Source organism: Pseudomonas sp. YeP6b (genome assembly GCF_025642995.1).
Lineage (GTDB): Bacteria > Pseudomonadota > Gammaproteobacteria > Pseudomonadales > Pseudomonadaceae > Aquipseudomonas.
This window is the reverse complement of the sequence record NZ_CP080090.1, coordinates 2,468,853-2,487,771: the sequence shown is the minus strand read 5'-3', so window position 1 is coordinate 2,487,771 and position 18,919 is coordinate 2,468,853. Positions and strand designations below refer to the sequence as shown.

At 58.2% G+C, this 18,919-nt stretch carries 15 protein-coding genes; 7 read left to right on the top strand and 8 right to left on the bottom strand.

Annotation, left to right across the window (positions count from 1 at the left end; translation table 11 throughout):
• Positions 1-17: 17 nt before the first annotated feature.
• Together KZH41_RS11210 and KZH41_RS11205 are read right to left on the bottom strand one after the other, a co-directional pair.
• Positions 18-1,178, bottom strand: a complete 1,161-nt coding sequence (locus tag KZH41_RS11210) for a cysteine desulfurase family protein (protein WP_263274826.1) — start codon at positions 1,176-1,178, stop codon at positions 18-20.
• A 233-nt stretch (positions 1,179-1,411) separates the two neighbouring features.
• Positions 1,412-1,681, bottom strand: coding sequence for a hypothetical protein (locus tag KZH41_RS11205; protein ID WP_263274825.1), 270 nt, complete (start codon positions 1,679-1,681; stop codon positions 1,412-1,414).
• Between the two features lie 400 nt (positions 1,682-2,081).
• Here KZH41_RS11205 and msuE point away from each other — a divergent pair, with 400 nt between their 5' ends.
• The 4 genes from msuE to KZH41_RS11185 all read left to right on the top strand — a co-directional run bounded on the left by msuE (position 2,082) and on the right by KZH41_RS11185 (position 6,279).
• Positions 2,082-2,645, top strand: coding sequence for an FMN reductase (gene msuE, locus KZH41_RS11200; protein WP_242155272.1), 564 nt, complete (start codon positions 2,082-2,084; stop codon positions 2,643-2,645).
• Positions 2,646-2,654: 9 nt separating this feature from the next.
• Entirely contained in the window at positions 2,655-3,797 is a 1,143-nt protein-coding gene (ssuD, locus tag KZH41_RS11195) for an FMNH2-dependent alkanesulfonate monooxygenase (protein WP_094953508.1), read from the top strand.
• 179 nt (positions 3,798-3,976) lie between these two features.
• Positions 3,977-5,164, top strand: a complete 1,188-nt coding sequence (locus tag KZH41_RS11190) for an acyl-CoA dehydrogenase family protein (RefSeq protein ID WP_242155270.1) — start codon at positions 3,977-3,979, stop codon at positions 5,162-5,164.
• Between the two features lie 11 nt (positions 5,165-5,175).
• A complete protein-coding gene (locus KZH41_RS11185; RefSeq protein ID WP_263274824.1) occupies positions 5,176-6,279 on the top strand; it encodes a sigma-54 interaction domain-containing protein in 1,104 nt (367 codons plus the stop codon).
• On the opposite strand, the gene KZH41_RS11180 is transcribed toward KZH41_RS11185, so the two are convergent.
• Positions 6,268-6,633, bottom strand: a complete 366-nt coding sequence (locus KZH41_RS11180) for an antibiotic biosynthesis monooxygenase (protein WP_242155268.1) — start codon at positions 6,631-6,633, stop codon at positions 6,268-6,270. The genes KZH41_RS11185 and KZH41_RS11180 overlap by 12 nt on opposite strands.
• A 100-nt stretch (positions 6,634-6,733) precedes the next feature.
• Between KZH41_RS11180 and soxR the strand changes: the two genes are divergently transcribed.
• The 3 genes from soxR (at position 6,734) to KZH41_RS11165 (ending at position 10,061) form a co-directional block, all read left to right on the top strand.
• On the top strand, positions 6,734-7,174 hold the full coding sequence (gene soxR, locus KZH41_RS11175; protein ID WP_094953504.1) for a redox-sensitive transcriptional activator SoxR: 441 nt from the start codon (positions 6,734-6,736) through the stop codon (positions 7,172-7,174).
• 782 nt (positions 7,175-7,956) lie between these two features.
• Positions 7,957-8,832, top strand: a complete 876-nt coding sequence (locus KZH41_RS11170; RefSeq protein ID WP_263274823.1) for an alpha/beta fold hydrolase — start codon at positions 7,957-7,959, stop codon at positions 8,830-8,832.
• 314 nt (positions 8,833-9,146) lie between these two features.
• The gene (locus KZH41_RS11165; RefSeq protein ID WP_263275097.1) at positions 9,147-10,061 is read left to right on the top strand and encodes a LysR substrate-binding domain-containing protein; all 915 of its coding nucleotides are present in this window, start codon (positions 9,147-9,149) and stop codon (positions 10,059-10,061) included.
• Between the two features lie 213 nt (positions 10,062-10,274).
• Here KZH41_RS11165 and KZH41_RS11160 read toward each other — a convergent pair whose 3' ends face one another.
• The 5 genes from KZH41_RS11160 to KZH41_RS11140 form a co-directional block, all read right to left on the bottom strand.
• Positions 10,275-10,685, bottom strand: a complete 411-nt coding sequence (locus tag KZH41_RS11160) for a DUF6896 domain-containing protein (RefSeq protein WP_242155266.1) — start codon at positions 10,683-10,685, stop codon at positions 10,275-10,277.
• A gap of 923 nt (positions 10,686-11,608) precedes the next feature.
• Positions 11,609-11,962, bottom strand: a complete 354-nt coding sequence (locus KZH41_RS11155) for a hypothetical protein (RefSeq protein ID WP_263274822.1) — start codon at positions 11,960-11,962, stop codon at positions 11,609-11,611.
• A 276-nt stretch (positions 11,963-12,238) separates the two neighbouring features.
• Positions 12,239-16,756, bottom strand: coding sequence for an RHS repeat-associated core domain-containing protein (locus KZH41_RS11150; protein ID WP_263274821.1), 4,518 nt, complete (start codon positions 16,754-16,756; stop codon positions 12,239-12,241).
• Between the two features lie 193 nt (positions 16,757-16,949).
• On the bottom strand, positions 16,950-18,194 hold the full coding sequence (locus tag KZH41_RS11145; RefSeq protein ID WP_242155262.1) for an MFS transporter: 1,245 nt from the start codon (positions 18,192-18,194) through the stop codon (positions 16,950-16,952).
• A complete protein-coding gene (locus KZH41_RS11140) occupies positions 18,191-18,916 on the bottom strand; it encodes a 2OG-Fe dioxygenase family protein (RefSeq protein ID WP_242155261.1) in 726 nt (241 codons plus the stop codon). The genes KZH41_RS11145 and KZH41_RS11140 overlap by 4 nt, the downstream gene beginning before the upstream one ends.
• Between the last annotated feature and the right edge of the window lie 3 nt (positions 18,917-18,919).

Genomic DNA, 18,919 nt, shown 5'->3' with positions numbered 1-18,919 from the left:
GGGTTGCGAATGTTAAATCAGACCGCCCAGAACGCCGGTGCACTGGCGAGGGCAGCCTTGATTAATTGCACCGCTTGGTCGATGTCCTGTTCGGTGGTAAATCGGCCCAGGCTCAAGCGAATGGTACGCCCCGCGCTGCGCGCGTCATGGCCCAGGGCCAGAAGCACGTGGGACGGCGCATTGCTCGCCGAGTTGCACGCCGAGGTCGCCGAGAAAGCGATGCCTGCACTCAGCGCGGCCGAATTGAATTCACCTTCACTGAACGTCAGGCTGAGAGTATGCGGGATACGCTGCGTGGCGCTGCCATTGAGGCGCACACCCGCCACCGATTCCAACTGATCGAGCAGACGCTGACGCAAGGCGACGATCGCGGCCTTTTCTTCAGCGAAAGACGCCGCTGCCAGAGCGAACGCAGTGCCCATGCCTGCAATCTGGTGCGTCGCCAGTGTGCCGGAGCGCAAGCCGCCCTCGTGGCCGCCGCCATGAATCTGCGCCAAGACTTTCTGCTGTGCCCGCGGGCCGACATACAGCGCGCCGATACCCTTGGGGCCATACAGCTTGTGCGCGGAACACGACATCAAGTCCACCGGCCATTCAGCCAGGTTGATAGCCACTTTGCCGGCACCTTGCGCCGCGTCCACATGCAACAACGCGCCGTGTTCACGCACCCGCGCGCCGATGCCAGGAATGTCGTTCAAGGTGCCCAGTTCGTTATTCACCAGCATCAACGACACCAGAAAGGTGTCCTCACGCAAGGCTTCACTCACAGCCTCGGCGCTGATCAACCCATCGGCGTCCGGCACCAGGTAGGTCACGGCCACCCCGGCTTCCTGCAACTGCCGTGCGGTATCCAGCGTGGCTTTATGCTCGATCTGGCTGGTAATGATGTGCCCGCCCGCCACTCCACGCGCCTGGGCCACGCCCTTGATCGCAAGGTTGTTGGATTCAGTCGCACCGGAAGTCCAGACGATCTGCTCAGGGCTGGCCCCAACCAACTCGGCGACCTGGCGCCGCGCCTGTTCAACCGTTTGCCGGGCCGCTTGGCCGAACGCATGGGAACTGGATGCAGGGTTACCAAAATTGGCATTGAAGCCCAGACACTCGACCATCACTTGGATGACCCGCTCATCCACCGGCGTGGTGGCAGCGTAGTCGAAATACAACGGACGTTTATTCATGACGTTTAAGACTCGCAGAGCGTATTCCCGAGAGCAACGTCTCAGGGGCATCAACCGGAACAGAGGTCGTCAGGTTTAACCGATCGAATGCCATTAAAGAAGGACCACTTTATTTAAATGTGCGTAGGAACGCTCCTGAAATTCAGCTTAACAGGCTGAAGTAGCCCCATGGCAAACAAAAAGCCCGAGGTTCCTTAAGGGAATCCTCGGGCTTTTTGCCGCTGAGCGCGGGCTCAACTGGGACGACCCTGCAGGGCCACACTGCGTTCGGCGTTCATTTCGCCATGGTGATCAAAGCCGAAGGGCTTGTGTGGCTGGGCCGTCAGTGCGGCACGCTGCTGTTGGTATTCATCAAATGACAGCCCGCGACGGCTCAGCGCCTCCAAGGCAAGCTGCTTGGTTTCTTCTGCGGTGTAGGGGCGCGATTCAGGTGACGGATGGGTCGCACAACCGGCGAGGACGGCGCTGACAACTATTAAGGAAACAGCCAGAAAGTGGTTCATGGTGAGGGCCCTGCGAAGGAGGTTTCGAGTCAATGAACACAGGCTACTCCCGCCCTTTCACAGTTAAAAATCATCGCCCGTGATAGTCGCTATCAACCGTTCAGACACCTGCGATAGCGAACCCTTGATATTCATTTAAGATCTATAAATATGGAAATACGTTCATTTACGGAATAACCGTAACCCTCTATAAATGGCCTCACGCCGAATCAACACTGTTCGCCACGCAACTGTTGCCCAGGCAACAGTCATTCAACAAAACACCAAGCAGCCAACAGCTTCACTTTTCAGCAGGGAACCTGCAGCCCACGCCAATCAAGGCTTTTAGCCGTTGGTACAGCTCTTGCTCAACACCTTGCACTGCACCCGCTACGTAGCCCTGTTGAAAAAGGAACTGTTCATGACCCGTCCCCTGAATGTCGTTGCCCTGTCCGGCGGAACCTGGCGCCCGTCGCGTACCCTGGTGCTGACCCAAGCCGTACTGGCCGAACTGGCCACCCTGCTGCCGATCGAGACCACATTGATCGAACTGGGCGACATTGCCCGGCCCTTGGGCGGTGCCCTGTCGCGTGATGAGCTGCCGGCGCAGGTCGAATCGCAACTGTTGGCCATCGAACAGGCCGACCTGCTGATCGTCGCCGCACCGGTGTATCGCGGCTCCTACCCGGGCCTGCTCAAGCACCTGTTCGATCTGGTCGGTCTTAATTCGCTGATCAACACGCCAGTACTGCTCGCCGCAACCGGCGGCAGCGAACGCCACGCGTTGGTCCTCGATCACCAATTGCGGCCGCTGTTCAGCTTCTTTCAGGCACTGACCTTGCCAATCGGCGTGTACGCCACCGAAGCCGACTTCACCGACTACCAAATAACCAGTGAGCCCCTGAAGGGCCGTATACGCCTTGCCGCAGAACGCGCAGCGCCTTTGTTTGCCGCGCACTCCCCCTCTCTGCTGAAAATCGCTTAAGGATTTGTCATGGATGTTTTTTGGTTTCTGCCGACGCATGGCGACGGGCATTACCTGGGCACCACCCAAGGCGCGCGCCCGGTCACCCTCAATTATCTGAAGCAAGTCGCGCAAGCGGCGGACAACCTCGGTTACTACGGCGTGCTGATTCCTACCGGGCGTTCGTGCGAAGACTCCTGGGTGATCGCCTCGGCGTTGGTGCCGCTGACCGAACGTTTGCGTTACCTGGTCGCCATTCGCCCGGGCATCATCTCGCCCACCGTCTCCGCGCGCATGGCTGCGACACTGGACCGATTATCCAACGGCCGCTTGCTGATCAACGTGGTGACCGGCGGCGACCCCGACGAAAACCGTGGCGACGGCAGTTTCCTCGACCACAGCGAACGCTACGAAGTCTCCGACGAATTCCTGCAGATCTGGCGCCGCGTGTTGCAGGGCGAATCGGTAGATTTTGAAGGCAAACACCTGCGCGTGCAGAACGCCAAGGCCCTTTACCCACCGGTGCAGAAGCCGTATCCGCCACTGTACTTCGGCGGTTCTTCCGACGCCGCCCACGACCTGGCCGCAGAGCAGGTCGACGTGTACCTGACCTGGGGCGAGCCGCCCGCCGCCGTCGCGGAAAAGCTCGCGGATGTACGTGAACGCGCCGCACGCCACGGCCGCACCGTGAAGTTCGGCATTCGCCTGCACGTGATCGTGCGCGAAACCGAAGAAGACGCCTGGAAAGCCGCCGACAAACTGATCGAACACATCAGCGACGACACCATCGCCGCCGCGCAAAAATCCTTCTCGCGCTTTGACTCCGAAGGCCAGCGCCGCATGGCGGCCTTGCATGACGGGCGCCGCGACAACCTGGAAATCGCCCCCAACCTGTGGGCCGGCGTCGGCCTGGTACGCGGCGGCGCCGGCACCGCATTGGTAGGCAACCCACAGCAAGTGGCCGAGCGCATCAAGGAATACGCCGACCTGGGTATCGAGAGCTTCATCTTCTCCGGCTACCCGCACCTGGAAGAAGCCTATCGCTTTGCCGAACTGGTGTTCCCGCTGCTGCCGGAACCCTACGCGAGCCTCGCCGGGCGCGGCATCACCAACCTCACCGGCCCGTTTGGCGAAATGATTGCCAATGATGTGCTGCCAAAAACGAAGGCCTGAGTGCAGTGAAGCCTGCTTTATGTGGGAACTGCTTTTCTGTGGGAGCCGGGCTTGCCCGCGATGCAGGCGACGCGGTGTTTCAGTGAAACCGAGGTGACGCCATCGCTGCGGTGCGACGACTCGACAAGCCAGCTCCCACATTTGGGCTTCATTGCCAAATAGATATTGAGGAACACCGTGTGACAGCCAAACCCCACAGCGTCCTGCCCTCGCCGCTGCAAACCGCCAAACTGCTGGCCGCCGAGTTCGCCCTCACTGCCGTCGAGCGCGACGAACGTGGCGGTACACCCAAAGCCGAACGTGACGCCCTGCGCCACAGCGGCCTGCTGGCCCTGAGCATTCCCACCCAATACGGCGGCCTCGGCGCGCGCTGGAGCGAAACCCTGGGCATCGTGCGCGAATTCGCCAAGGTCGACAGCTCCATCGCCCATGTCTTCGGCTTCCACCACTTGATGCTCGCCACCGTGCGCTTGTTTGCGCGCCCGGACCAATGGCAACCCTGGTTCGAACAGACCGCGCGTAAAAACTGGTTCTGGGGCAACGCCCTCAACCCGCTGGACACCCGTACGGTGGTCAAGGATTTCGGCGGCTGGCGTGAGTTCTCCGGCAAAAAAAGCTTCTGTTCCGGCGCCAGCGACTCGGAAATGCTCATTGCCTCGGCGGTGGATGAGAACGCCGGCGGCAAACTGCTGATCGCGGCCATTCCCAGCGGGCGCAGCGGCATCACCTTGCACAACGACTGGAACAACATCGGCCAACGCCAGACCGACAGCGGCAGCGCCAGCTTTGAACGGGTGCGCGTCGAGGAATCGGAATTGCTCCTCGACCCAGGCCCGCTGAGTACGCCCTTCGCCTGCCTGCGCCCACTGATCGCGCAACTGACGTTCACGCATATGTTTCTCGGGATTGCCGAAGGCGCCTTTGAAGAAGCACGCAATTACACCCTGACCGAAACCCGTTCGTGGCATAAATCCTCGGCCGTCGACGTGCGCCAGGACCCTTACGTGCTGCACCACTACGGCGAGTTCTGGGTCGCGCTGGAAGGCGTGCGCCTGCTGGTGGAACGCGCCGCCGAGCTGCTCGACCAGGCCTGGGCCAAAGGCCCCAACCTGAACGAACACGAGCGCGGCCAATTGGCGATTGCGATTGCCACCGCTAAGGTCGCCGCCACCCGCCAAGGCCTGGATTTGTGCAGCCGCCTGTTTGAAGTCACCGGCGCGCGGTCCACCCACGCCTCGCTGCGCCTGGATCGCCACTGGCGCAACCTGCGCACGCAAACCTTGCATGATCCGGTGGACTACAAACTCCACGAACTGGGGGACTGGGCCTTGAACCAGTCCCTGCCGATTCCAACGTTCTACTCCTAAGAGAGGTGCCCATGCAGCTGTTAACCCTACCGCCCTCGCCCGCCCTCGCGACCTCGATCCGCGCTACGGCCCAGGTCTTCGAAGACCCCAAATCCCAGGCGCTGCTCGACCACATCCAGCAAGTGGCGCCCAGCGAAGCCAGCGTGCTGATCATCGGCGAAACCGGCACCGGTAAAGAGCTGGTGGCGCGCCACATCCATAACCTCAGTGCACGGCGCAACCGGCCGTTTGTGGCGGTCAACTGCGGCGCGTTCTCTGAATCCCTGGTGGAAGCTGAACTGTTCGGCCATGAAAAAGGCGCGTTTACCGGCGCCCTCAGCGCCAAGGCCGGCTGGTTCGAAGAGGCCGACGGCGGCACCTTGTTCCTCGATGAGATTGGCGATTTGCCGATGGCGATCCAGGTCAAACTGCTGCGCGTATTGCAAGAGCGCGAAGTGGTGCGCCTGGGTTCGCGTAAGAGTATTCCAATTGATGTACGCGTACTGGCCGCCACCAACGTACAGCTGGAAAAAGCCATCAACGCCGGGCATTTCCGCGAAGACCTCTACTACCGCCTCGACGTGGTCAGCTTGGAACTCAGCCCGTTGCGCGAACGCCCCGGCGACATCCTGCCGCTGACTCGCCACTTCATCGAAGCCTACAGCCAGCGCTTGGGTTACGGCCCGATCACCATCAGCCGCGAGGCCGAGCACAAGCTCAAGAGCTACAGCTGGCCGGGCAATATTCGCGAGCTGGAAAACGTGATCCACCACACCCTGTTGATCTGCCGTAACGGCGTGATCGAACGCGATGATCTGCGCCTGTCGAACATGCGCATCGAGCGCCAGGACGACAGCCAGAACGGCACCGACAACAGCGCCGAAGCATTGCTGGCGCGCGCCTTTCAAAAGCTCTTCGAGGAACAGGCCGGCGCGCTGCATGAAAAGGTCGAGGACGCATTACTGCGCGCCGCCTACCGCTTCAGCCACTACAACCAAGTGCACACCGCCAACCTGCTGGGCCTGAGCCGCAACGTCACGCGCACCCGCTTGATCAAAATTGGCGAGTTGGCGGTGAACAAGCGCCGCCCCGGTGAAAACGTGCAAGGCGAGCGCATGTTGCACCTATCCATTTAGGCGGCAGTGCAACGCATTGTCATGGCTGCGCTCAAAGCTGCGCAGCACTTGAAACGAACCGAAGGTCACCGCCGTGGCCTGATGGGCGCGGATCAGCGTCCAGAAATCTTCCTCACCGTGCTCAAAGCATTTAAAGGCCGCCTCGCCCTCCTCGCGCGAGCGCCATTGCAGGTAATTGAGCACCCGCCGCCCGTCATCGCTGACCTGCACACTCGCATTGATAAAGCCGCCATGGCCCTGGGCCAGGCGCTCGCTTTGGGTCGACAACGCCGCCACCAGCGCCCGCTGCTGCTGGGGCTCGATCTGAAACTCGATCAATTGAGTGAAGCCGCGATTTTTCTCTGATACCTGCATGAACACTCCCCTCTTTCTGTAGGCAGAATCTTGCGATTCGATGCCACGCAGGGTAAAACCTCTAGTTAAGTCAAGGTCAAGCGTTGTTTCGGAGTTTTTCATGCTCAACAAAGCACTCACCGTCGGCCAATTGGCCGCCCGCAGTGGCGTGGCCGTCACGGCCCTGCATTTCTATGAAGCCAAGGGGCTGATCAAGAGCAATCGCAATGCCGGCAACCAGCGGCGTTACCCACGGGATGTGTTGCGGCGGGTGGTGGTGATCAAGATCGCCCAGCGTTTGGGCATACCGCTGGCGACGATTGGCGAGGCCTTGCAAACGTTACCGAATGAACGCACGCCCACCGCTGAAGACTGGGAACGGTTGTCGGCCCTGTGGCGAGAGGACCTGGATCATCGCATCAACAAATTGATGCTGCTGCGCGACAAGCTCAGTGGCTGTATCGGGTGTGGGTGTTTGTCGTTGGAAGCGTGCCCGTTGCGTAATGAGGGGGATCAGCTCAGCGAGCGCGGCCCGGGGGCGCAGCTGTTGGAGCCCACCTAAAAACTGAAGTGAAAACCCAATCAATGTGGGAGCTGCCTTGTCGGATCGCCGCACCGCTGCGATGCAGACACCTCGGTCCATCAGGTACACCGAGTTGATGCCATCGCAGGCAAGCCAGCTCCCACATTAAATTGAGTTCAGTTTCAGAGATCAGGTCGGCTGCCAGGCCGCCTTTGCTTTGCTTTTGATCTAACCACTCAGGTCGGCTACTAGGCCGCCGTGCTCTTGCTTTTGATCTTGATCTTGATCTTAGGCGCCCCGTTAAACCACGCTGGCCGAACGCAGGCTTTGGAGCGTGGGTAAACCGGCAGGACGCCGGTTTAGCCGCGATGGGCCAAGGATGGCCCATGGCGGCGGCCCACGCTCCAAAGCCGGAGTGAGGGCATGCCGAGCCTAAGCGAGGCACCGAGTGGTGGGGCGAAGACTTTTTGGTTACTTTTGTGTCTTTACAAAAGTGACCCGCTGTAAGAGCGGAACCCATAGCAGCCGTTACCCAAATAACGGATATGTACCCAGCGCCCCCCCGCGACAACCAAAGAATTCACCCCATAAAAAGATGTGTAGATACCTATGCTGCGATAGCTTCAACTCGGTATTGCTGCAGGACCGGGTCGCCTGCATCGCAGGCAAGCCAGCTCCCACATGAGTCCTCATTGTTTGAAATGATAGAGCCCGGCCTGCAGGCTCCTACACACTTCATGAACAACCCCTCCACGCTTTCCCCCTTGCCCCCGACGCCGGGTGATTCCAGGATGCAGCCAATCATCACAAGGAGCCATTCCATGTTCGCCGGATTCCAAAAAGACCAGTGCCACGTCAATGGCGTGGACATCAGCTACCGCCAAGGCGGTACAGGTCCCGGTCTGCTCCTGCTGCACGGGCACCCGCAAACCCACGTCATCTGGCACAAAGTCGCCGAACAGCTGGCCGAGCATTTCACCGTGGTCGCGGCCGACCTGCGCGGTTATGGCGACAGCAGCAAGCCGCCGGCCAATGACCAGCACACAAACTACTCGAAACGCGAAATGGCCCGCGACGGCGTCGAACTGATGCAGGCCTTGGGCTTCGATACGTTCTCGGTGCTGGCCCACGACCGTGGCGCCCGCGTTGCTCATCGCCTGGCGCTGGACCATCCAAAGGCGGTGCAACGCATGGTGTTGCTGGATATCGCGCCGACCCTATCGATGTACGCCCAGACCGATGAAGCGTTCGCCCGCGCCTACTGGCACTGGTTCTTCCTGATCCGCCCGGCGCCGTTGCCGGAAGCCTTGATCGAGAGCAACCCCGAGCTGTACCTACGCAGCGTGATGGGCAGCCGCAGTGCCGGGCTCAAGCCGTTCACCGATGAGGCCTTCGCCGAATACCTGCGCTGCCTGCAACTGCCGGACACTGCGCGCGGCATCTGCGAAGACTATCGCGCCGCCGCCGGCATCGACCTTGAGCACGACCAGGCGGACATCGACGCCGGCAACCCCTTGAACCTGCCGTTGCTGGTGATGTGGGGCGCCGAAGGCACCGTCGGGCGCTGTTTCGAGCCGCTTAAGGAGTGGCAGAAAGTCGCCACCGACGTGCGTGGCAAAGCCCTGCCGGCCGGCCACTATCTTGCCGAAGAAGTCCCTGAATTGTTGCTCGGCGAAGTCCTGACCTTTCTTCGCTGAAGCCATTGCCCTGAATCATGTAAACCCGTGACCTGAAACACCCGCCTCGCAGGCTGCCAATGGCCTGCGACGGGTTCGTTTTGCCCAAAACAACGCACCGAGATAATAACAATGACAATCAGAAAACTGCTGGGAGCCCCGTACGTGCAGGTGCTCATCGCTATCGCGTTGGGTGTGGTGAACTCGATCGCGAGAAAATGGCGCCTGTCGCCCTCAAGCGCGGCCGGCATGCGCGCGCTGCGGCACAGGCCAAGATCGCTGCCGAGTAAACACCGATGCTATTGTGGCGGCTCATGCCGCCACGCCTGTTCGTGATGACTCATAAGAAAGATACCGTGCCCCTACCCGAAGACCTGCGGGTGTTTCTCACCGTGATCCGCAAGGCCGGCTTCGCTGCCGCCGCCGATGAGCTGGGGCTGTCGCCTGCGTATGTGAGCAAGCGTATCCAGATCCTCGAAACCACCCTGGCCACCCGCCTGCTGCTCCGCACCAGCCGGCGCATCGCCCTGACCGAAGACGGTGAACGGGTGCAGCGCTGGGCCGTGCGCATCCTCGAAGACTTCCAGCAACTGTCCGACGAACTCAGCGACGCCCATGACAGCCCGCGTGGCCATCTGCATCTGTGCAGCAGCTTCGGTTTTGGCCGCAACCATGTGGCGCCGGCCCTGTCGTTACTGGCCGAACAGTACCCGGACCTGGAAATTCGCCTGGACCTGTTCGACCGCGTGGTGGACATCGTCAGCGAAGGCTTCGACCTGGAGATTCGCGTGGGCGATGACATCCCCGGCCAGCACATCGGCCGACACCTGGTGAGCAACCGCCGGGTGCTGTGCGCCGCGCCGGCCTATCTCAAACGCCGTGGCACGCCGCAACACCTGAGTGATCTGGAGCAACACGACTGCCTGGTGCTCAAAGAACGCGACAACGCGTTCGGCATCTGGAACCTGGCGCGTGACGGCGCCCCCGACAGCGTGCGCGTGCGTGGGCCGCTGTCCTCCAACAATGGCGAAATCGTATTGCAGTGGGCCCTGGACGGGCGTGGGGTATTGCTGCGTTCGATGTGGGACGTGAAGCCGTTGCTGGAACAGGGCAAGCTGGTGCAAGTGCTGCACGCCTACACTCAGAGCGCCAACGTGTGGGCGGTGTACCCGACACGCTTGGCCTACTCTGGAAAATTAAGAGCCTGTGTGGAGTTTTTGCAGGAGCACTTCAAGGGGTTGTCGATTTGATACGGCGGTGGGCATTGATTGTTTCTGTGTCTTTTTTATCTTCAGGGTCGTACTTCCACACTTCTTCGCCAACGGCATCCTGAAGGTCGTATATAGATAAAGCCCCCAATGCGTGGGAGATATTAGGGATGTAAGGTGTGCCATGAGGTGGAGTTTTTAACACTGTTTCGCCTCAGCGTGGACATCGGTGGATGGCCCATCATCATCTCTCTATCAAGGCTGTATGAAATACAAATTGGACATGGAACCGGGGATTTTTTTGGCTTTTTCCAGTTTCAAGTACTCGTTGAATTCATGATCCAAAGCCTCTTTGCTGGTGTATTTTTTGTGTCTTTTCGGCAACTCACATGCGTATATGTACAGACGCCATGCGTCGAAGCCGTCGACCCTTCCGTCAGGGCCATAATCAAAGTCGATACATATTCCGGATAGGTAAACACAGCAGCCAATTCCGTGCAGCTCGTAGGTGACATCACCAATAACCATACCGCACCGCGGTTTTTTTTGGATTCGCCACAGTCTGAGAATATTTTTAGTACCACATGAGTACTCAAGCAAGTCAGTCGCCTTTTTTACTTGCTCTAAATACTCAGCGATCAAATTTTCAAGCGTATGAGCTTTCATCGTCTTGGCCTATCCAACCTATCCAGTCCAACTGTATTTGACGCTTCCACCACGTCCTTGATGCTATTAAACACGCTTTGTGGCTTTCTATATTCTCAATCAATTTTATGGTGACGACCGTATGTGTTTGCCTTGCGGCTGCAGTTCGATGGGCCTTCAAGACTGGCTTTTTGGAGGTCGTCTTTCTAAGACTCGCTGGCTAATCGGTAGATATTGGCGAGATACTCACGAGGAAGTATTATTCCAGTTTCCGAAACGAACGCTGACTCATTAGTTTTTATTCACAAATATTTGCGAAGTCAATATCGCCCTCAAATTAAAGGCATGCGATCCATGTCATCGGTTCCGGCACGATGTAGGTGTGCTGAGGAAATTCGGAGATGATTTTGACCGCCTGACGCAGGTCTTCATGATCGACTGAATAACCCTTCGAGCATGCGTCGCCGACGAAGTACAGCTTATCGTTGGTTACTTTGTTGATCTCTTCGGTCAGTAACGATAGGGCCACGTCTGAGGTTTGACGTCCAAAGTTGATGCTGTTTTTTTAACGTGCTCCAGGCAATTTGGCTCCCTGAGAAAGGCATTGTCTCATTGATGCAATCGACTATCGCATCATGCTCAGCCTCAGAAAGAACGGTGAATTTTATATTGAGTTTTTTAAAGCCTTTAATCAGTCACCCATCAAAATAGTTCATTTTTTTCGCGCCTTTTGGTCAGTTTATGTACCATTTTTTAGTTTGCACTTAAGAGATAATTCGGCATTTTCTGCTTGGCAGACCAGACATTTATATGAGTGCCACCTCTATCGTCTCGCAGCAGCCCCAGAACTATCGAAGCGGTTTTGGCTGTTCAAACGCGAGGCCCTTATTGGGGCTGCTTCGCAGCCAAGCACGAGCACACTCGTTGTGCCCACAGTTTACGATTTATTCGGTTATTTCTAAGTTGTAACGCTTAAGGCACTCCAGCAGCACTTTCATAAATTGTCTTTTATCAAAGATTTCATCATTAAAATAAGTGTCAAAAAGATAAAATACAGATTCGAAATTTTCATCTGCATCTAGAAAACGGCTTAGCGTGTCGACATACCATTGACGCTCCTCTGGCTTATAAGATAAGTACTCTGGCTTAGTTAGCCCATCAAAAAGCTCAGACAGTTCTTTTTCATCGTTTATGTCTTTTGAGACGATGAAACATTCTCTGTCTGGGTCGTCGTAATTCTCAATGCAATAAGTGAAAAGTAAACTTCTGAGTATTGACAGCTTTGGTGGTCGCTTCATATTAGAACTCCGTGAACGCGGTAATTGGATTTCCATCTTTATCTAGAATTACTCTGGCTTTCGTTTGCTTCCCATATTGAAGGTTTTGTTTTTTGTAGCCTTCTCCAATTATTCTTCCCATTTCCATGGGCTCTCGGGAGGTTTCTAGATTGGTGCGGCGGAAAATAAGTTGTGCGCGATAGATCGCATTTAGCTGGTCCCTATGGCTGAGGAATCGAGTTGCTGCACTCGGTATTTTGGGTTCCCCTTTCTTTTTGCCATCTAAGTATCTTTCGATTACCCCTGTGCTAGGATTTTTGCCGTTTGCACCCTTTCATGTTGAGAATCCAGCGTAGTTTGTGCCCCATGCTTTTCCAGAAAGTGCGCGTTTGGATGTGCTGTTTCAATTTCTTCTAAACGCCGGTGCGCGCTTTTTTCTGCAATCTCATCAATTCTCGCCTGTCGCTCTACGCGTGTCAGCTGCGGTAAAGCGGGTTCCCCGTGTTCAACCCCTGCTTTCGGATTTTGAACAGAACTGTCTGGCTTGCATCCATCCGCGCCGGGACATGTGTTCAGGCCTAGCGGATCTACCCATCCCGTAGGGTTGGGCACGTACTGGTATGCGTTGATTCCCCCGGTCAGCTTCACCGGGTCGGATGTCAGGTAACGACCAATATCTGGATTGTAGTAGCGATGGCGGTTGTAGTGCAGTCCGCTTTCTTGGTCGAAGTATTGGCCTTGGAAACGTAGCGGGTTGTCGATTTTCTCTATGTCGAGTCGGCTGATTTGGCCATAGGCGCGGTAATGCGCTGACCAGACGATTTCGCCGTCGGGGGCCGTGAGTTCCTGTGGCGTGCCGAGGTGGTCGAGTTGGTAGTGGAAGGGCTGGGTGTCTTTCGGGCCGAAGCCTTCCAGCAGTGCAAGCGGACGGAAACTGTCCGGTTCGTAGATGTAACTGCGATGGCGATCTGCGTGATGTTCCGCAATCAGCTTGTCGCCTTGCCAGAAAAACTCTGTGGTTATTCCATCGACGGTTTTGCTGATCCGTCGGCCAAACGGGTCATAACGATAGCTGGCCGTCTGCCCATTGGGTTTTGTGATCGATATCAGCCGGTGTTGGCAGTCGTAGCGGTACTCGGTAACGAGTTGATGGCCCTTACCGCGCCTTTGGCGGATGAGGTTGCCGAAGGCGTCATAGTCGTAATGATGATCGCCCTGGATCATCAACCGATTCCCCGCCACGATGTCCGGGCCGGGGCGGTCTTGCATTAGCAGGTTGCCGGCTGGGTCATGGCCAAAGCGTTCCTGCACATCTTGCGAGTGGTCGGCCCGAGTCAGGCGGGCGAGCGGGTCGTAGTGGTAGTGGTGTTCACCTTTGCGCGTATCTAGCAGGCGGGTCAGGTTGCCGGTTTTGTCGTAGTCGTAGTGGCGGCGGTAGAGGTCATGGTTTTCTTGAGTCACCGCGTGGGCGTGCAGGCGGTTTTGCTCGTCGTAGTGGTAATGGCTGAGGAGCTGGCCTTGTTGGCGCTGGCGTTCTCGGCCGGTTTTGAACAGGTGAGACGTGAGGGTTTTGCCATTCAGCTCGACGGTGGCGAGGTGGCCGCCTTTGTCGTGGTTGAAGGTGAGACGATTGTTGTCCGGCAGGCGCAGGTTTTTCAGCTGGCCGCAGGCGTCGTAGCCGTAGCGCAAGGTGCCCCAGCCTTGGTGTTCGGCGGTGAGGCGGCTTTGGGCGTCGTATTCGTAGGCTAGCGCCCAGTGGCCGTCGTCGACGCTGAGGAGGTTGCCCTGGCGGTCGTAGGCATAGTCAACAACACCCCCGTCGGGCAGGGTTTTTCGTACGAGCCGGCCGGAAGGGTCTCGCTCGTAACGGGTAAGAAGCTGACTGCCGTCGTCGCCGTGTTCGGTCTTTTCCAGCAGGTTGCCGTTGAGGTCGTAGACGTAGGCCGTGCGCTGGCCGTCAAAGCAGATTTCTTGCTGGATCAGCCCGTTGAGGTGGTAATCAAGCTGGTAGGTTTCGCCAACTTCATTTTCGATCTCTGTCAGCAGCAACCGGGCGTTGTCGTAGCGGTATTTGACCTGGGTGCCGTCGGCATTGATACGGCGGCTTATCAGGTGCAGGCCGTCGGCATATTCGTAGCGGGTGACGTGGCCGAGTTCATCGCGTTCGGCGGTAATTTTTCCGTAGGGGTTGTAGCTGTATTCCCGCGTGGCACCATCGGGCTGGGTCAGTTTCTGCAAGCGCGCGGCGGCATCCCATTGATACTGGGTCAGCGCGCCATGCTCATCCTCACGCGCAACCTGTCGTCCAAGATCGTCATAGCGATACCGCTTGATACCTCCATTGGGTAGTTGCTCCTCAACGAGCTGCCCACGCTCATTCCAGACCAGCCGATGGCACCCGTTATCCGGATACCAAACCCCAATCAGTTGCCCGTGTTTGTTGTACGTGTAGTCCGTAACGTGGCCGTCAGGATCAGTCTTACGCGTAACGTCGCCCTGGTCATTACGCTCATATTTCCAAACCGCTTCACCACGCCGTACGACCCGTACGAACCCGTTGTCATGCTCGTAGGAAGTCGGCTCATCCTCCCCCGGAAACAGCGCCACCAAACGTCCGGCTTCGTCGTACTGATACGCCGTCACCGCCCCGAGCGGGTCCTGCTCGACCGTCAGCCGGCCTTTGGTATCGTAGGATTTGAAATGTTCAGCGCCATCCGGATCAATGCGCTGCACCAGCCGCGCCCGCTGGTCATGGACATAAACTTCCTGGCTACCATCCGCGTTGTGAACCGTAACCTTGCCGCCGTCCTCCCACGCATACCGCGTGTCCATCTGTGAAAAGCTGGCCCAATGCCGAACACACCGCGCCGCCTTACCAGCCCGTTCCCACTCCCAAAAGAAACTCGCCCCACCGGCCAGCTGCCGCTCAAGAATGACGTGCTGATCGTCGTACCGATAAACCTCACGTTCGCCTACAGCATTGGTCGCTGAAACCAGTCGTCCAGCCTCGTCATAGCTGTAGGAAACGACGTTCTGCTCTGTCACCCAAACATACGGTTCACGCCCTTTGGCACGATGAACCTGATAGTCAACGGCAACAATGCGACCGAGTTCGTAGCGTAGAAATAGCGACCGACCTGCACCGTTATCCAGCCGCTCAACCCGCCCCAAACGATCACGAGAAACCCGCAGCCGGTTGTCATACGGATCGCTGATCGCGGTCAGCACACCGTCGCGAAAGTGATAAAACCGTGACGCCTGAGCCAGCACCAATTCATCAGGCAGCGACCCCAAGTAAATCGCCGCTTCCGCCAAGCTGTTGGTGATCGCCGGCCGTGAGGCGGTAGGCAACGGAAACTCAGTACTGCGGTTCTCATGATCCGTCCAAACCACCGAATCACCGTCCACCACCAACCGCTGCGCCAGCGAGTGACTCCAGCCAAACCCCAACCCACAATCCACTTCCACCGCACTGGTGCGGTACAAACGGGTCCACTCAAACGGCAAAATCCCGTCCAACGCGCCATCGGTAAGGGTCAGCAATTCCTCGCCGGTCACCATCGACACTGGGCAGCCATTAGTGGCCGTTTTATCCGCAGGCGCCGCCGCATCTCCCTGCGGATTCTTCGCAGCGACAGGCACATCATCGACATGTTCCTGGCGCACCAACGCCGTCTTCTGCGTCTTGCTGCGAACCGCTGGCACCGCGTTCGTAACCAGGTTCTCCCCAGCCTTCAACGGCGCACCTGCCACCGTGTTGATCGACGTCGCCGGCCCTGCGAGCAATATCGGCTTAGCCGCCTCAACATGGGCATCCAGGCGAGATTTGCTGAACTGGCTGGCCATGTGTTCCAGCCACTCGCGCGCTCGGCGAGACTTGATGCCGCCCAGCACCTTGGTGCTCAGACGTATCACAATACCCATGCCGGCAGTCGCAAGGCCCAGCAGCACGTTGATCAGTACTTCGACGCTGATCGACCCCAGCAACTCATTCATATACGGCGGCGGCATCATCCGCATCCAACTGACCATGGCCGCCAAGTAGATGAACAGCAGCGGCTCATCGCTCAGCACCAGCAGGCCTTTGGCGAGGGTTTCGGCGCTGACCTTCAGCAGTTTTTCGAGCTCGGCCTGTGACAGGTAATGCAGCAGCTTTTCGGCGTTCGCCAGTGGGTGAGCCAGCCACTCAACCAGCTGTTTGAGCGTGTCCCAAAGCGAGTACAGTGCATCGCCAAAGCCTTTGGCATACGCCTGGTGCAGCGAGAGATAGCGTTTGAGGAAATTTGCCTCGGCGTAGTTCTTCCACAGCGGCGCAAAGGTGCCGTTCCACTCACTGCGCAGCCAATCTTCCAGCGGTGCAATGACCGACTGATAGGAGGCATGCAGCGCCTTGAAGTGTTCTTTGGAAACGTTGGGGTAAAAACTGACTCGGTACTTCTGGTTACGATCACACTCGGTGATTTCCAGAATGCCGCTGGGCCCGATGGTTTTATGGATGGGTTCGCCCAGCGGGCCACCGTTGGGGTCGACACGTTGTAACACCACGGGCGTGTTGCCAATGGGCACGAATCGAGCACTCTGGAACATATGCACCAAGGTCAAGGTGCCGTCTTGCTTGCACGCTGCAACGGTGGTGCTGGGCAGGATAGAGCGATCGATCGGCGCGACGAGCGCCACCTCATTCCCGACTTTGAATACCTGCTCGACATCCAATGCCGAAAAGCTGAAAAAGCTCTCCGCCCAGGCGTCGTAGGTATTGAGGCAGCGTCTGAAATCGCTGAGAACGGATTCGACGTCGCGCGTCTTTGAATCCATGGCGGCCAGCACCAGAAGGCCAATAGCTTGGCTGGTGGCGGCGATCAAAAGACAGCCCCAAAAACTAGGGCTTTAACGGAAAAAACCATCTGCAATCCCTCGCACTGTGTGATCAGGCGAAGGACTTTGCAGAGGTTTTCAGGCGGTATCTGTAGAGCTTATCCGGTAGTTACGTGGGATGTTTCAGTAGTCCCTATCCTCTCCCGTCGCAACGCAAAACTGCACTGCGACGATAAACGCTGTACCCCAGCCATATACCCATGACCAACAAAGCGGTCAGCGGCAGGCCATGAAACAGCACAATCACCTGCGCCGGCGTCCACGTCAGGTAGAACGGCCCCACCACCAACATGCCCACGCCGAAGCCAGCCATCTGGATCAGGGTCAATAAGCTGAACAGCGGCAGGCGCAGGCTGTCTGGCTCGCTTTGCGCACGGGAGATCAACGCCACTTCGGACACGCCGTCGCCCAGCCCCGCCCACACCACCAACAGCAGTGCCAACCACAGTTCGGTTTGCTGGAAGGTCAGGATGAAGCCGCTGGACATCAGCGCCACGCCCAGCATGAACAGGCGTTCCATGGCTTGGGTGCCACGGCCCTTGAGCAACGCACTGGCGATTCGCGCACCGACGAACTTGCCGCACGCCCACACCGCCAGCAGATACCCCATGACGGTCTTGGCTGTGTCCGGCGAAATGTACTGCGACAGCACCGGCCAGCCGACGTTATGCGCAGCGCTACCGAGGGTGTCGAGCATGCTGATCAACAACATCGCCGCCAGCACCGGCGCGCCCCGCAGCCCTTGGGTCAGCTCACGCCACTCCGCCGAGAGCCCGCGGTGCACGGCGACGGTGACCGAATACAAGGCGCGCAACGGCATGATCAGGCACGCAGCCAGGACGTAGGTGCCGATGTTGACGGCAAACACCGCCTCGAATCCTCCCGTGGCAATCAGCAACCCGGACAGCAGGCTGCCGAACACCGCACCGGTGGCCGCCGCCGACGTGATCCACGCATTGGTGCTCACCCGCTGTTCAAGCGCGACCCACGTCGGCAACTGGCTGTTCAGGCCAATCGCAAACAGCGAATTGCATAGGCCGATACCAAACGCGATAAAGGGCAGCACGCTGAGCTGATGCGCCGGTATCAGCACCAGCAGCGGCAACAGCAGCAATGCTCTGGCCAGGTCCAGCCCCGCCAGGGTGCTACGCCCTGGAAAGCGCCGAAAAAACGTAATGCCGAACAAGCTGGCGACAATCCCGCCGGTGACGCGGCACGCCAGGAAAATACTGACAAACACCACGCTTTGGCTGAGCCAGTAAACGTAGGTGGACAGCGCCACCATATTGAGGAACGCGCCAAAGTCCGAAACGCCACGGGCAAAGATGATCAAGCGCGCGTTGCGGGTCGACAGGGTCAGCTGCGGATCTTGGCTCATGCAGGCAGCGCCTCTTCGTCAGTCGGCACGCCGCGCAGGCTCACCAGCAGCAAGTCGCGCCAGGCCGGCGCGGAATCGGCCTGGGGCCGTACATCGCCAGCGCGGTGGTAGAGCCCTCGGTCGTTGATCACGATGGTTTCCAGAAACTGCTCCATCGCCAGGTTCAACACCCGGCTTTGCTCGGCTTGCGTGGTAAATACCTCCGAAACCACCGGCACCGTATTGCTCTGGCCAATGAAGTGCATGAACACCCAATCCAGACCATCCTGGTGAATCCCCGAGGTCGTCGGGCTGCTCGATTGCGCATCTGCGCGGACGCGGAACTGGTGGATATCGATCGTATAGGTCTGCTCGCCAAGATGCGGGGCAATCACCGCAAGATCGGTGGCCAGCAGTTTCTGCATCAGCGGGTGCTCGATAAAGCCGTCCTCGCAATAGCTCAAGTGGTTCACTCCCTGTCGATACTTGATGGCGTAGGTGACCGGCGACTTGAACGCGGCATCCCGGTCGATCTGCAATTGCCGCGATGGCAATAAACGATAGCGCAGAATGCGGCGTTCGCGGTGGGTGTATTCCTTGAACGCCTCGTCTCGTACCAGGTTTGCCCAGTAGGCGCGAAAGCTTTGCTCTTCGCCGGGCTCAACCGCGATCAACTCGCGAAAGTCGCGGCGGTGGCAGTAGTGATGGTCGCGCAAATGCGCGGAAATCTGTGGGATGTCCATATC

Coding starts and splice junctions, on each gene's coding strand:
- KZH41_RS11150 (WP_263274821.1), bottom strand. CDS start 16,756: ATGGATTCAAAGACGCGCGACGTCGAATCCGTTCTCAGCGATTTCAGA.
- KZH41_RS11155 (WP_263274822.1), bottom strand. CDS start 11,962: ATGAAGCGACCACCAAAGCTGTCAATACTCAGAAGTTTACTTTTCACT.
- ssuD (WP_094953508.1), top strand. CDS start 2,655: ATGGATGTTTTTTGGTTTCTGCCGACGCATGGCGACGGGCATTACCTG.
- KZH41_RS11160 (WP_242155266.1), bottom strand. CDS start 10,685: ATGAAAGCTCATACGCTTGAAAATTTGATCGCTGAGTATTTAGAGCAA.
- KZH41_RS11165 (WP_263275097.1), top strand. CDS start 9,147: ATGACTCATAAGAAAGATACCGTGCCCCTACCCGAAGACCTGCGGGTG.
- KZH41_RS11170 (WP_263274823.1), top strand. CDS start 7,957: ATGTTCGCCGGATTCCAAAAAGACCAGTGCCACGTCAATGGCGTGGAC.
- soxR (WP_094953504.1), top strand. CDS start 6,734: ATGCTCAACAAAGCACTCACCGTCGGCCAATTGGCCGCCCGCAGTGGC.
- KZH41_RS11140 (WP_242155261.1), bottom strand. CDS start 18,916: ATGGACATCCCACAGATTTCCGCGCATTTGCGCGACCATCACTACTGC.
- KZH41_RS11205 (WP_263274825.1), bottom strand. CDS start 1,681: ATGAACCACTTTCTGGCTGTTTCCTTAATAGTTGTCAGCGCCGTCCTC.
- msuE (WP_242155272.1), top strand. CDS start 2,082: ATGACCCGTCCCCTGAATGTCGTTGCCCTGTCCGGCGGAACCTGGCGC.
- KZH41_RS11185 (WP_263274824.1), top strand. CDS start 5,176: ATGCAGCTGTTAACCCTACCGCCCTCGCCCGCCCTCGCGACCTCGATC.
- KZH41_RS11210 (WP_263274826.1), bottom strand. CDS start 1,178: ATGAATAAACGTCCGTTGTATTTCGACTACGCTGCCACCACGCCGGTG.
- KZH41_RS11145 (WP_242155262.1), bottom strand. CDS start 18,194: ATGAGCCAAGATCCGCAGCTGACCCTGTCGACCCGCAACGCGCGCTTG.
- KZH41_RS11180 (WP_242155268.1), bottom strand. CDS start 6,633: ATGCAGGTATCAGAGAAAAATCGCGGCTTCACTCAATTGATCGAGTTT.